The organism is Acinetobacter sp. ANC_7511 (assembly GCF_056779975.1).
The window spans coordinates 13,304-26,515 of sequence record NZ_JBWYIY010000003.1; the positions used below are offsets into that span (position 1 = coordinate 13,304).

Annotated in this window: 12 protein-coding genes and 3 tRNA genes; 7 read left to right on the top strand and 8 right to left on the bottom strand. The window is 39.3% G+C overall.

What is annotated here, in order from left to right; all coding sequences use genetic code 11:
• Window positions 1–174 precede the first annotated feature (174 nt).
• Together AC1M9L_RS02615 and yhbY are read right to left on the bottom strand one after the other, a co-directional pair.
• Window positions 175–711 (bottom strand): DOMON-like domain-containing protein, encoded by a 537-nt coding sequence (locus tag AC1M9L_RS02615; RefSeq protein WP_092765927.1) that lies wholly within the window; start codon window positions 709–711, stop codon window positions 175–177.
• A 15-nt stretch (window positions 712–726) separates the two neighbouring features.
• Entirely contained in the window at window positions 727–1,050 is a 324-nt protein-coding gene (gene yhbY / locus AC1M9L_RS02620) for a ribosome assembly RNA-binding protein YhbY (RefSeq protein WP_035266903.1), read from the bottom strand.
• 196 nt (window positions 1,051–1,246) lie between these two features.
• On the opposite strand from yhbY, the gene rlmE reads away from it, so the two are divergent.
• The 4 genes from rlmE (at window position 1,247) to AC1M9L_RS02640 (ending at window position 5,356) form a co-directional block, all read left to right on the top strand.
• Window positions 1,247–1,897: a 23S rRNA (uridine(2552)-2'-O)-methyltransferase RlmE gene (gene rlmE / locus AC1M9L_RS02625; protein WP_035266905.1), complete on the top strand. Its 651-nt coding sequence runs from the start codon at window positions 1,247–1,249 to the stop codon at window positions 1,895–1,897.
• A 137-nt stretch (window positions 1,898–2,034) separates the two neighbouring features.
• Window positions 2,035–3,924 carry an ATP-dependent zinc metalloprotease FtsH gene (gene ftsH, locus AC1M9L_RS02630; RefSeq protein ID WP_035266907.1) on the top strand — a complete coding sequence of 630 codons (1,890 nt, stop codon included), beginning with the start codon at window positions 2,035–2,037 and terminating at the stop codon, window positions 3,922–3,924.
• 103 nt (window positions 3,925–4,027) lie between these two features.
• Window positions 4,028–4,882 carry a dihydropteroate synthase gene (gene folP, locus AC1M9L_RS02635; protein ID WP_481586561.1) on the top strand — a complete coding sequence of 285 codons (855 nt, stop codon included), beginning with the start codon at window positions 4,028–4,030 and terminating at the stop codon, window positions 4,880–4,882.
• Window positions 4,883–5,044: 162 nt separating this feature from the next.
• Window positions 5,045–5,356 carry a DUF5713 family protein gene (locus AC1M9L_RS02640; protein ID WP_035266912.1) on the top strand — a complete coding sequence of 104 codons (312 nt, stop codon included), beginning with the start codon at window positions 5,045–5,047 and terminating at the stop codon, window positions 5,354–5,356.
• Window positions 5,357–5,465: 109 nt separating this feature from the next.
• Here the strand turns inward: AC1M9L_RS02640 and AC1M9L_RS02645 are convergent.
• Window positions 5,466–5,551, bottom strand: a tRNA-Leu gene (locus tag AC1M9L_RS02645).
• Window positions 5,552–5,768: 217 nt separating this feature from the next.
• Here AC1M9L_RS02645 and AC1M9L_RS02650 point away from each other — a divergent pair.
• Window positions 5,769–7,532 (top strand): alkaline phosphatase D family protein, encoded by a 1,764-nt coding sequence (locus AC1M9L_RS02650; RefSeq protein WP_481591253.1) that lies wholly within the window; start codon window positions 5,769–5,771, stop codon window positions 7,530–7,532.
• An 8-nt stretch (window positions 7,533–7,540) separates the two neighbouring features.
• Here AC1M9L_RS02650 and AC1M9L_RS02655 read toward each other — a convergent pair whose 3' ends face one another.
• The 3 genes from AC1M9L_RS02655 to AC1M9L_RS02665 form a co-directional block, all read right to left on the bottom strand.
• Window positions 7,541–8,272: a hypothetical protein gene (locus AC1M9L_RS02655; RefSeq protein ID WP_481591254.1), complete on the bottom strand. Its 732-nt coding sequence runs from the start codon at window positions 8,270–8,272 to the stop codon at window positions 7,541–7,543.
• Between the two features lie 119 nt (window positions 8,273–8,391).
• A tRNA-Leu gene (locus tag AC1M9L_RS02660) sits at window positions 8,392–8,477 on the bottom strand.
• A gap of 9 nt (window positions 8,478–8,486) precedes the next feature.
• Window positions 8,487–8,560 (bottom strand) — tRNA-Cys (locus tag AC1M9L_RS02665).
• Window positions 8,561–8,713: 153 nt separating this feature from the next.
• On the opposite strand from AC1M9L_RS02665, the gene folD reads away from it, so the two are divergent.
• Together folD and AC1M9L_RS02675 are read left to right on the top strand one after the other, a co-directional pair.
• The gene (folD, locus tag AC1M9L_RS02670) at window positions 8,714–9,562 is read left to right on the top strand and encodes a bifunctional methylenetetrahydrofolate dehydrogenase/methenyltetrahydrofolate cyclohydrolase FolD (RefSeq protein WP_481591255.1); all 849 of its coding nucleotides are present in this window, start codon (window positions 8,714–8,716) and stop codon (window positions 9,560–9,562) included.
• A 177-nt stretch (window positions 9,563–9,739) separates the two neighbouring features.
• Complete coding sequence (locus AC1M9L_RS02675) at window positions 9,740–10,420, top strand: class I SAM-dependent methyltransferase (protein ID WP_481589680.1); 681 nt, start codon at window positions 9,740–9,742, stop codon at window positions 10,418–10,420.
• A gap of 11 nt (window positions 10,421–10,431) precedes the next feature.
• Here AC1M9L_RS02675 and AC1M9L_RS02680 read toward each other — a convergent pair whose 3' ends face one another.
• Both AC1M9L_RS02680 and AC1M9L_RS02685 read right to left on the bottom strand, forming a co-directional pair.
• Window positions 10,432–10,863, bottom strand: a complete 432-nt coding sequence (locus tag AC1M9L_RS02680) for a hypothetical protein (protein ID WP_035266928.1) — start codon at window positions 10,861–10,863, stop codon at window positions 10,432–10,434.
• A 144-nt stretch (window positions 10,864–11,007) separates the two neighbouring features.
• On the bottom strand, window positions 11,008–12,837 hold the full coding sequence (locus tag AC1M9L_RS02685) for a phosphoenolpyruvate carboxykinase (GTP) (protein WP_481588545.1): 1,830 nt from the start codon (window positions 12,835–12,837) through the stop codon (window positions 11,008–11,010).
• Window positions 12,838–13,212: the final 375 nt, after the last annotated feature.

Consider the following 13,212-nt stretch of genomic DNA (forward strand, 5'->3'; position numbering starts at 1 on the left):
TTAAGGACAATTTTGAAATTAGAAATGAATAACAGGAATTACAAATATAACTAGATATAACACGTTGAGATCAGCTGTATAAAACTTAACTCTAAAAGAGGTGGGAAGAGTCTACAACTATAGAACTTAAATATTGGGGTAAAAAAAATAGTGAGATTAAATCTCACTATTTTTTTAAAACTGATGCAACCAATCGCGCTTGTTATGGAAGTCAGCCTCAGGACTACTATGCTGCATCGCATAATAATGTTTAGCTTGCGATGTGTTTAATACAGCGGATAAGCCAATAAAAATATCCTGCCATTTCAATTTATGTTTTAACATAAACTCCGTTAGATCAAGGCTCACATTTAAACCATAGTGCGTCTTTTTGAGTGAATTCAGTTCTATGTCATAAGCTGCTTGCGGTGGCATATCTTCAGGGTAACGATACTCTTCAAATTGATACGCTTGCCAAGCTTGAGAAGGGGAGAGATTGACTTCACGATAAAAGTCCTGATCTTTCACCCCAATGAAAATTTCAAAGCAGGTTTCTTCCCAAAGAAAATCTCGTCGTGGATGTCCAGCTACAATTTCCGGATAGACTAAGTATTGATTTGGGTCACGTAACCAATAGCCCACATTTAGTGTATATGGACTCACTTGTTCAATTGCACCAACCAGGGAGATATCAAAGTAACGGTCAAAAGAATTTAGTTCGTAACTTGCCATTCAATGCAACTCAAATTAATTAGAAAGATGTGCGTGGCGAACAAGATTCGAAAGTTTAGGATTTTGTTTTGCCGCTTTCTTATATAAAAGTGCAATCTTTCCAATGGTTTGAACAACCTCTGCACCAGTGACTTCGGCGATTTCAGTAATGACTGCTGCACGAGCATCACGATCTTCACCGCCAATTTTTACTTTAATTAACTCATGATCATTTAAAGCACGTTGAGTTTCTTCAATGACATTTTCAGTTAAACCTTGACCACCTAACATTACCACTGGGTTAAGTGCATGTCCGATTTGACGCAAACGTTTGCGTTCCTGAATTGATAAAGCCGCCATAAAGATAACCTAATTTTAAAAACGACTTAGTATAGCAAATCAAGAGATCAAACGCTTATGTTTCTCAGAAATAATCGATCAACTTAAATCAAAAAAACATAAACGATAATCTTGAATTAGATACAGATGAATACTGCAAGGGGGATAAAATTCACGTACAATAAAAAGTTAGATGATTACGTGTATTTAAAGAGTTATGGCAACACGCATTACCAATCAGAAGTTATCCAAAAGTAGTCGTGCGTGGATGAGAGAGCATTTAGATGACCCGTTTGTGAAAAAAGCACAAAAGGAAGGTTATCGTGCGCGTGCTGCATATAAATTGCTTGAAATCCAAGAGAAATACAAAATCATTAAACCTGGTATGACTGTCGTGGACCTTGGTGCTGCACCTGGTAGCTGGTCCCAAATCGCCGGAAAATTAGTGGGTGATAAAGGTTTAGTGATTGCATCAGATATTTTGGAAATGGATGCACTTCCAGATGTGACGTTCCTGCAAGGAGACTTTCGAGAAGAGGAAGTTTTCGAAAAATTGTTAAATATTTTAAATGGACGAACTGTAGACGTTGTAATTTCAGATATGGCCCCCAATACATCAGGTAATAAGGCCGTTGATCAACCTCGACAAATTTATTTGTGTGAACTTGCATTAGACTTTGCCAATAAAGTTTTAGGTCCGAAAGGACAGTTTGTTGTCAAAGTTTTCCAAGGAACTGGTTTTGACGAATTCCGTAAGGAAGTTGTAGACAGTTTTGAAGTATTAAAAACTGCAAAGCCTGCTGCCTCGCGTGCTCGTTCGAAGGAAGTTTTTTTAATTGGACAGGGCCGTAAAAAGAAATCGCAATAAAGTGACTTGCCAAGTCGCTAAAAAATGTGCATTTTGTACCTTTTGAATATTTTATTGCGAAATTGATTTACTCGCTTTTTGTTAAAGGTCACCCAATTTTGGGCATGATCAAATTAGATTGATATGGGAATAAAGCTTTGAGCGATCTCTTTAAGAATGCCGTTTTATGGCTTGTTATACTTGGTGTGCTGATATTAATTTTCAGCAACATTAGTGACCGTGATAAGCCTGCTGCATTGAACTATTCAGAATTTGTTGCAGCGGTTAATGCTGGTCAAATTAAACAAGTTACCATTGACGGTGAACGAATTAGTGGCGAAAAAGTAAATGGTTCTCCATTTGAGAGTATTCGTCCTGCGGTTCAAGATCCTGAGTTAATGCCGAATCTCATCAAAAATAATGTCGTTGTTGAGGGCACTGCTCCGCAACGTCAAGGTTTATTGATGCAGCTTTTGATCGCAAGCTTTCCAGTACTTTTAATCATTTTGTTATTCATGTTCTTTATGCGCAACATGGGTGGCGGTGCTGGTGGTAAAAACGGCCCGATGAGTTTTGGTAAGTCAAAAGCAAAAATGCTTTCAGAAGACCAAATCAAAGTCACTTTCACAGATGTTGCGGGTTGTGACGAAGCGAAACAAGAAGTCGTTGAAATTGTTGATTTCTTGAAAGATCCAACAAAGTTTAAGCGTCTTGGTGCGAGCATTCCTCGCGGTGTCCTGATGGTAGGTCCACCGGGTACAGGTAAAACTTTACTTGCGAAAGCGATTGCTGGAGAGGCTAAGGTTCCATTCTTTAGTATCTCAGGTTCAGACTTCGTAGAAATGTTCGTTGGTGTTGGTGCATCACGTGTACGTGATATGTTTGAGCAAGCGAAACGCCATGCGCCGTGTATCATTTTCATTGATGAAATTGATGCGGTGGGTCGTCATCGTGGTTCAGGTACTGGCGGTGGTCATGATGAGCGTGAACAAACCTTGAACCAGATGTTGGTAGAAATGGATGGTTTCGAAGGTAATGAAGGTATCATCGTTATTGCTGCGACTAACCGTGCTGACGTTCTAGATAAAGCTTTGCTTCGTCCGGGACGTTTCGACCGTCAAGTGATGGTTGGACTTCCAGATATTAAAGGTCGTGAGCAAATCCTGAATGTGCATTTGAAAAAATTACCTTCAGTGACTGGTGTGGATGTCAAAGTATTGGCACGTGGTACTCCAGGGTTCTCTGGTGCGCAATTGGCAAACTTAGTCAATGAAGCTGCGTTATTTGCTGCACGTCGTAATAAAAATACGGTCGATATGCATGACTTTGAAGATGCAAAAGATAAGCTTTATATGGGGCCAGAGCGTAAATCAATGGTTCTTCGTGAAGAAGAGCGTCGCGCAACGGCTTATCATGAAGCAGGTCATGCGATTGTAGCTGAAATGCTTCCAGGCACAGACCCAGTACATAAAGTCACGATCATGCCACGTGGTTGGGCATTAGGTGTAACTTGGCAGCTTCCAGAGTTTGATCAAACCAGTCATTACAAAGACAAAATGTTGAATGAGCTTTCTATTCTGTTTGGTGGTCGTATTGCAGAAGAAATTTTCATTAATCAGATGTCGACTGGGGCTTCTAATGACTTTGAACGTGCAACAAAAATGGCGCGTGCAATGGTGACTAAGTACGGTATGTCTGACAAGATGGGTGTCATGGTTTATGAAGAAGATGCTCAACAGTCATTTATGGGTAGTCTAGGTGGTCGTACTATTTCTGAAACGACTCAACTTGAAGTTGATCGTGAAATTCGCCGTATCCTAGATGAGCAGTACAAAGTTGCACGTGATATCTTAGAAAATAATAAAGATATTGCCCATGCGATGGTAAAAGCTTTGCTTGAGTGGGAAACGATTGATCGTGATCAAATCCGTGACATTATGGAAGGTCGTGAACCTCAACCACCTAAGGTATATGTGGCTGAGAATCCAATTGTAGATGTAACCCCTACAGATGGTCCTTCAACGCCTCCACCTTTACCAGCAAGCTAAAATGAAGGAGCCTCTTATGAGGCTCTTTTTTTTGTGTTGAAATTATCCCTCATGTTTAAATTTTACTTGATATCATGTGAATAGATTTTCTAGGAACATCAATATGCAACTTATCTCTTTACCTAATCAGATTCTTAAATGTGGTGCATTGGAACTTGATTTGTCAAAGCCTCATGTAATGGGTGTGTTAAATGTAACGCCAGATTCGTTTAGTGATGGTGGTAAACACAATAGTGTAGAGGCGGCACTAGAGAGAGCAAAGCAAATGATTGCTGAAGGGGCGAGTGTTATTGATGTAGGTGGTGAGTCAACTCGCCCTGGCGCATCTGCTGTTGATGTTCAAGATGAAGTAGATCGTGTAGTTCCGGTCGTTGAAGCGTTGTCAAAATTGAATGTAGTGATCTCAATCGACACTTCTCAACCAGAAGTGATTAAAAAGGCGGTTAAAGCTGGAGCGCATATTTGGAATGATGTCAGAGCATTAACAAAGCCACATGCTTTAGAAACAGCTGCGGAATTAGATATTCCAGTCATTATCATGCATATGCGTGGTGAGCCAACCACAATGAACCAGTTGGATCAATATGATGATATTACTTTAGATGTGATTTCAGAATTGCAAACTCGATTAGATGCAGCATTAAATGCAGGAATTAAACCTGAAAATATCATGATTGATCCGGGTTTCGGATTTGCAAAAAATGCACATCAAAACCTGAAATTATTAAAAGAGTTGTATAAATTAAATGAGTTGGGCTATCCAATGCTTTCTGCATTATCTCGTAAGCGATTTATTGGTGAAGCTTTAGGTGGTGTACCTGCCCATGAACGTGCAGTGGGTTCGGTGACGGGGCATCTGTTAAGCATACAGCAAGGAGCATGTATGGTCAGAGCACATGATGTAAAAGAAATGGTGCAAGCTATTCAAATTTGGGCAGCAATGAATAGTGTTAGTTAAATTAAAGGCAGATTTAAGACGGTTAAAATCATCAATGAAAATATTAGCTTAGTTATACTTTGATTAAAAGTGAGATTTACTCCTCGTTTTTATTGTTGGTTTAATGTCTAGCTTGTGTTATATAAGCTCGGTTTTTGTTAATGCTATTACTTGAGCTTTAATATGTTGAATGATGTACTTCTCCCGATGTTCGACGATGAATATTATCCTGATATTCTCGTGGCTGAAATTCAGCAACTCATTGAAAAATTCTCAAAGAAGGTATCTAAGGTGAATTCCGATGCTGAGATTTATCAAATCGCCAATGATATTGTGGCGGAAATTAATGAGATGAAACCTCAGTTCGAAGATCTTGATTCTTCTCTTGATGATGCAGCAGCAGACTATATTGCTGAGGCAATGATGATGGTCGTTCAGGAAGAGGGATTCTTAGATATCGAAATGGAAGAACTTGTTTCAAATAGAGAGTGGTAAATCGCTCTCTATTTTTTTTGTGTTGTTATTGTTGTGGCTAAACGCTAGGCATAAAAAAACCAGCTTACGCTGGGTTCTTTATTTACACCATTATTCTCTATCAGAAGAATGGTGCCCGAGGCCAGACTCGAACTGGCACGCTTTGAGGGCGGGGGATTTTAAATCCCCTGTGTCTACCGATTTCACCACTCGGGCATGTGCGCAATAATAGAGGACACTTTTAAGCTTGGCAAGAGAAAATCGTATTATTTGCTTTCTTTTCAATCAACTTGCATTTATTAGATTAAAAAATATAAATTTTGGGGCGATGGTTTATGATATTTGTACATTAAATTGTCATCTGATTGCAATTTTAGCTTCATAAATACGGTTTAAGTTCGAAGTTAAAATAACTCGCCAATTCGTAAATAAAATGAAAAATAAAATCTCAAGACGCGCATTAATTAAAAATTCATTGGCTGGATTAGGTGCGATTTCACTGCCTGTTCTGATTACAGCATGTAATGGCGATGGTCAAACCAGCAATGAGCATAAAGTTGATTTTTTGCATGGAGTGGCGAGTGGAGATCCATTACAGGATCGAATAATTCTTTGGTCGCGAATAACACCTACAGATGTGGCGGCAACATATGAATTAGATTGGGAAATTGCACTTGATGAGAATTTTTCAAATATTGTTCAGATGGGGAAAATCAAGACTTCTGCTGCTAAAGACTTTTGCTTGAAAGTCGATGTACTTAATTTGAGTGCCGATACTCGTTATTATTACCGATTTAAATATGGGCAGATACATTCTCCAATTGGTCGTACGAAGACCTTAGCAACCAAGTCCAATGCGGTTAACTTTGCGGTATGCTCATGCTCAAATTATCCTGCTGGTTATTTTTATGTGTACCGTGAAATTGCGAAGCAGGACGTGGATGCTGTGCTGCATCTGGGTGACTATATTTACGAATATGGCAAAGATGGGTATGCAGCTGAACAAGCCGAAAAGCTTGGTAGAACACTCGATGTGGATAATCAAAACGAGATTTACCGTCTAGAAGATTATCGAAAACGTTATGCAAAATATCGAACAGATCCTGATTTACAAGCGGTTCATCAACGTCATCCATTTATTCTGATTTGGGATGATCATGAGCTGACAAATGATGCATGGAGAGCTGGTGCGCAGAATCATCAACCTGATTTAGAGGGAGATTTCGTAGCACGAAGAACAGCAGCCCTAACCGCTTATTTTGAGTGGATGCCAATCCGCGAAAAAAGCAATAACGATATTCTTCATATTTATCGTCAGTTTAATTTTGGTGATTTAGTTCAACTTAATATGCTAGATACACGTATGTTGGCACGAGATGAGCAACTGGCTTTTGCTTCATTTATGGATGGTGAAAATCTAAATGTTGAGCAATTTAGAGCGGCATTATTGAATGAGCAGCGACAGCTAATAGGGATAGATCAGTTAAATTGGTTGGCGAATAGTCTTCAGAGTTCTCGTGCAATATGGAATGTATTGGGTCAGCAAGTATTGATGGCGAAAATGTTGGTACCTGCTGAAGTATTGCAAATATTAAATGTTGCCAAAAGTGGAATGGTAGATGACAACTTTTTAATAGAAGCTCAAAAACGTCTGATGGAGTTGGTCGCGATTAAATTGCGTTATAAAAATAGTGACCCGAGCTTAACTGAAGCTGAATTATTAAGAATCCTTACCGTGATTCCTTATAATTTAGACGCTTGGGATGGTTATTATGCTGAGCGTGAGCGTGTTTATGCTTTGTATGAGCAGTATCAGAAGAAAGTTGTTGTGTTGGCTGGAGATACCCATAATGCGTGGGAGTCTGCATTACATCAACAAAATGGTGAGAAGGTGGGGATTGAATTAGCAACAAGTTCAGTTTCTTCACCAGGTATGGAGAAATATCTCAATTTACCTGAAAACTTAATGCAACAATTTGAACAAGTGTTTATCCAATTGATTGATGAATTAAGCTTTTGTAATTTGAATCAACGAGGCTATTTAAAATTGAGCTTTGATTCTACGCAATTGAGTGCAGATTGGTTGTTTTTAACAGATATTCATTCACAGAAGTATCAAGTTGATCAACTCAGATTGCACTCAACAACGTATGATACCAATTTGAATATAATTAAAGTAATGCAGCAAGCAAGTTGATCGTAGCGCTACATGATGCTATCGATATATTTTTCTATATCGGTATGCTTGTAGCGCATACACAATTTGTTTTCATAGTTCATCAAATGAACATAAAGTTGCGCATTTTTTTGTTTTTGTTCAATCAATAATTGATGCTGCTTTGAGTTTTTGGATAAAAAGATTAGTTTTAAGTAAAGCTTAAAATTTTGTTTATAACTCCAGAAAGCCACTCTACGAATTTCTTGAATGTAGTAATAGTTTTCTTTAGAAGTGTTTTCTCGGAATAAATTCTCTTTATAAAATTTAACGAAACCAAAATTCATAGCGAAATAAAACAAAACTCCCTGTAAGAACCAACTTTCCATAAAAGCGATATTTAAACTTTGTAAAAGAATGAGAATGGTCAGTTTGAAGGGGGTGTTTTTAAGTTGCTGGTAAGTTGAGATGCTACTGTGCTTGATCTGTTTGAGGATGATTGGCGTAATCAGCATAAAAAATAACATGATACACAGCACAGCACTCCCGCCAGATTGAAAGCCTTCTAAAAAAACAATGTGTTGTTTAAGCAAAAGGGTTAACAAATATGAGCAAGGGAGGAAAATCATTAATGCAAGTGCAAGCGGGATCAGTTCTTTACGCTCATCTAGAATCCCTTTGGTCTTTAACTGACTATAGAGCAAGAAGTTTTTTTTAAACGCTTGAGGATATTGTTGTTTTAGTTCTTGAAGATATTGAGCAACTTGCTGATTTTGATTCATTTGAATATGAAATTCTGAAGATGAGTGATTATAGCAGATGAGTTTAAAGAAAATGCAGACATAAAAAAACCAGCTTACGCTGGGTTCTTTATTTACACCATTATTCTCTATTAGAAGAATGGTGCCCGAGGCCAGACTCGAACTGGCACGCTTTGTGGGCGGGGGATTTTAAATCCCCTGTGTCTACCGATTTCACCACTCGGGCTTAACAAGATGGAGGCGGAGGTCGGAATCGAACCGGCGTACACGGAGTTGCAGTCCGCTGCATGACCACTCTGCCACCCCGCCATGTCTTGTTGATGCGTATATTAACAAGCTCTGAAAAAAAAACAATAGTGCTTTTATTCGTATGTGCAGAAAAACAGCATATAACGGAAATTATTTAAAATATTCATGTAGAATGTGCGAAATTGATTCATATCAACACTTGGGAGATGTGCCGTGGCATTAGTTTTAGATGGTCGTGCATTGGCAAAACAAATTGAGGCTGATTTGTTAACTCGCGTAGAAGCGTTAAAAGCAAAATCAGGACGTACTCCAATTCTTGCGACGATTTTAGTAGGTGACGATGGTGCATCTGCAACTTATGTGCGTATGAAGGGTAATGCATGCCGCCGTGTTGGTATGGATTCACTTAAAGTTGAACTACCAAAAGAAACGACGACAGAACAATTGCTTGCTGAAATTGAAAAACTCAATGCAAATCCTGATGTTCACGGTATTCTTTTACAACATCCAGTACCTGCGCAAATTAATGAGCGAGCGTGTTTTGATGCGATCTCACTTGAAAAAGATGTGGATGGTGTTACTTGCCTTGGTTATGGTCGTATGGCAATGGGTGAAGCGGCTTACGGTTCTGCGACACCTGCAGGTATTATGACGATTCTGAAAGAAAACAACATCGAAATCGCAGGTAAGCATGCGGTTGTTGTAGGTCGTTCTGCAATTTTGGGTAAACCAATGGCAGCTATGCTTCTCGAGGCGAATGCTACTGTAACGATTTGTCACTCTCGAACACAAAACCTTGCTAGCTTTGTGAAGCAAGCGGATATCATTGTGGGTGCAGTCGGTAAAGCTGAATTGATTCAAAAAGATTGGATTAAACCTGGTGCAGTAGTTGTTGATGCTGGTTTTCATCCACGTGATGGCGGTGGTGTGGGCGATATTCAACTTGTTGGTATTGAAGACATTGCTTCAGCTTACACACCAGTACCGGGTGGTGTAGGTCCAATGACAATCACAACGTTGATTCGTCAAACAGTTGAAGCAGCTGAAAAAGCTTTAGGTTAATAGTATCTCCCTCTCTTGCGCCGTATACGGCTCAGGGAGAGGGTCGGGGTGAGGGTATTGAGTTAGATAAATCCTCTCACTAACCCTCTCCTTTAAAAAAGGTAGAGGGAACTCTCTTTATTAATTTAGGTTTCGTATTTGAAACTCAAATTTTGGCATGTTTAAAAATAAAATCCAATGAGCTGTACTTTCCAATTTCCTAAAGCACCTGAACATTTACTCAAAGCCTTACATGATGTGATTCCAGGTTGTGAACTTCATGCACAGCAATTGCCTGATACACCAATTTCACTTTGGCTCATTCCACCTGTTTTTCCAACCGATAAGCTGGATGATGAAGTTATTCGTCGTATATGGAATGATACGCCATATTGGATTTTCTGTTGGGCATCAGGTTTAGCAATGGCACAATGGTTATTGGCTGAACCGCATCATGTGAAAAACAAAGTGGTTTTAGACTTTGGCGCAGGTTCAGGCGTAGTCGCGATTGCAGCGAAAATGGCAGGGGCAAAGCGTGTCATTTGCTGTGATATCGACCAAGTTAGTTTGGATGCGTGTCGTGCCAATGCTGAATTGAATGATGTTGAGCTTGAATATTTGGATGACTTATATAAAGCTGAGCAGGTTGATATCTTGTTGGCGGCTGATGTGTTGTATGACCAGTGCAATCGTTTCTTCTTGGATGAGTTTTTAAAATTTGCTCCTGAAGTGTGGGTGGCGGATAGTCGTGTAAAAAACTTTAGTCATCCGAAGTATGAAAAGCTTGATGAACGCAGTGCAACGACATGGCCAGACTTGGATGAATCACCTGAATTTAGAAATGTCAGTTTTTATAAGACACTCAATGAAGTACATTGAGTGTCCTAAGTTTAGAGTGTGCAGTTAAAGCGAACGACTTGTAAGAGGCTAGGCTTAGTTTCTAAAGAAAGACGTGTATTGTAGTCTTCATTGCTGTATAGGCTTTGAGTGTTTGAGAGTCCGAATGATGTTCGTGATTGACCAATTTGAACCTGTTGAGTTTCTTGTGTTTTATAATTGGGATTAGCAATTTCATTTACACTCAAAATGGTGGTTTTGTATTGTTGAGTGTGCCCTAGAACTTGTTGGCAAGTACGTTGTAATTTGTGTTCATCAATATTTTGGTTGGCGCGTGCAGAGAGGGTATACGAAATAGTGGCAGAATTCTCTGATTTATTTTCAATTTGATATCCTGTAGCTCCATTGTGCTGTCGCGGAACAGATTGACAGGCTGTAAGCATAAGGGCGATTAAACAAGAGCCAATCATTTCTATTTTTTTCATTATCTGATCCTAATAAGCTGTTTAAATCAGTATGCCATAAGTGTGACAACTTATTGGTACTAATAAACGTTACTAAATACACTTTATTCAGTTTGTTTGAAGTAAAAAAAAAGGTCACCGAAGTGACCTTTTTTCTCATCATGCTTAAGCAGATTTAACCGCTTCTAAAAGCTCAGCTTGACGTTTTTTCAACGCTTCTGGTAAACGATCACCAAGTTTGTTAAATAATTCAGTATGGCTTTCAAGTTCTTTGATCCATTGCTCTTTGTCTTGAGAAGTCACAAGGTCAAATTGCTCTTTCGTAAAGTCTGAACCAGTCCAGTTCAACTGTTCGTAAGTTGGAACACGACCAATTGGAGTTTCAACAGCGTCAGCACGACCTTCACAGCGATCGATAATCCACTCAAGAACACGCATGTTTTGACCGAAACCAGGCCATACAAAGTTGCCTTCAGCATCACGACGGAACCAGTTCACGTTGTAAATACCAGGAAGCTTGTTACCAGCAGCTGCAGCTTTCTCGCCAACTTTCTCACCCATTTCTAACCAATGTGTGAAGTAGTCAGCCATGTTGTAGCCAGCAAATGGAAGCATCGCAAATGGATCGCGACGAACAATACCTTGTTGACCAACAGCAGCAGCAGTTGTTTCAGAACCCATCGTTGCAGCTTTATAAACACCGTCAACCCAGTCAAATGCTTCTGAAATTAGAGGTACTGTGTCCGCACGGCGACCACCAAAGATGAACGCAGAGATTGGAACACCTGCTGGATTTTCCCAGTCAGCATCAATAGAAGGGCATTGACCAGCTGAAACTGTGAAACGCGCATTTGGATGAGCCGCTTTTTCTTCACCAGTGTGTGGTTGACCTTTCCAGTTCGTTAGGTTGGCAGGTGCTTCTTTAGAAAGACCTTCCCACCAAACTTCACCGTTGTCAGTCACAGCAACGTTTGTATAGATCACGTCTTTATGAAGCGTAGCCATACAGTTCGGGTTGGTCTTCGTATTTGTACCAGGAGCTACACCGAAGAAACCTGCTTCAGGGTTGATTGCATATAAGCGACCATCTTCACCTGGTTTGATCCAAGCAATATCGTCACCTACAGTTTCAATCTTCCAACCTTCATAACCTGCTGGTGGAATTAACATTGCAAAGTTTGTCTTACCACAAGCAGATGGGAATGCAGCTGCGATGTAGTGTTTTTCACCTTGTGGATTTGTCACACCAAGGATGAGCATATGTTCAGCTAACCAGCCTTGCTGACGACCCATGAATGATGCGATACGTAATGCTAAGCATTTTTTACCAAGCAATGCGTTACCACCATAACCAGAACCAAATGACCAAATTTCACGAGTTTCTGGATAATGAACGATGTATTTTTCTTTGTTGCAAGGCCAAGCAACGTCTTTTTGACCTTCTTCCAATGGTGCACCTACAGTGTGTACACATGGAACAAATTCGCCATCAGTGCCTAGAACGTCATAAACAGCTTTACCCATGCGAGCCATTTTAGACATGCTGACTGCAACATAAGGAGAGTCAGTAAGTTCGATACCAATGTGAGCAATATGAGAACCTAAAGGTCCCATAGAGAAAGGTACAACGTACAAAGTACGTCCTTTCATAGAACCGTCAAATAAACCGTTTAATTTTTCACGCATAACCGCTGGAGCTTCCCAGTTGTTAGTTGCGCCAGCATCTTCTTTGTTTTCAGAGCAGATAAAAGTACGGTCTTCAACACGAGCAACGTCAGAAGGATCAGAGTTTGCAAGATATGAACCAGGGTGCTTTTCTTGGTTAAGCGCTTGCATTGTGCCGTTAGCGATCATCAAGTCGATATAACGTTGATATTCTTCTGCGCTACCGTCACACCATTCAATTTTTGCTGGTTTTGTTAGTTTAGCAATCTCTTCCACCCAAGCAATAAGCTTAGGGTGACGAACGAATTCTGGTGCGTTCACTTGGGTCATGGTGAGGCCTATATCAAAAGTGTACAATGTGGTGTACAAATAATATCTAGATGCTGGTTTGCAGACTCTAGATTCAGTATGAAAAAAAAGTGGCTGTATTAAAGCATATTTTCTTAAAAAAAATAAGACCAAAGGCTTAAATAGTGCTTAAGACTTGTTTGGTGTTAAGTTTATGTAATTATTTGATATTTTTTTAAAAAATGAGTAATTTCTTTTTTATTTTTAAATTTTATGTTTGGTATTTGTGGTTAAAATATTTATTTAAAATAAAAACTTAATTAAATTATGAGATCAATTCTCATCATCGAAAAATTAAATGAACATCATTTAAAAATTACATAAATTGGCTTTTAATTGAGTAGTAAATAGACGAAA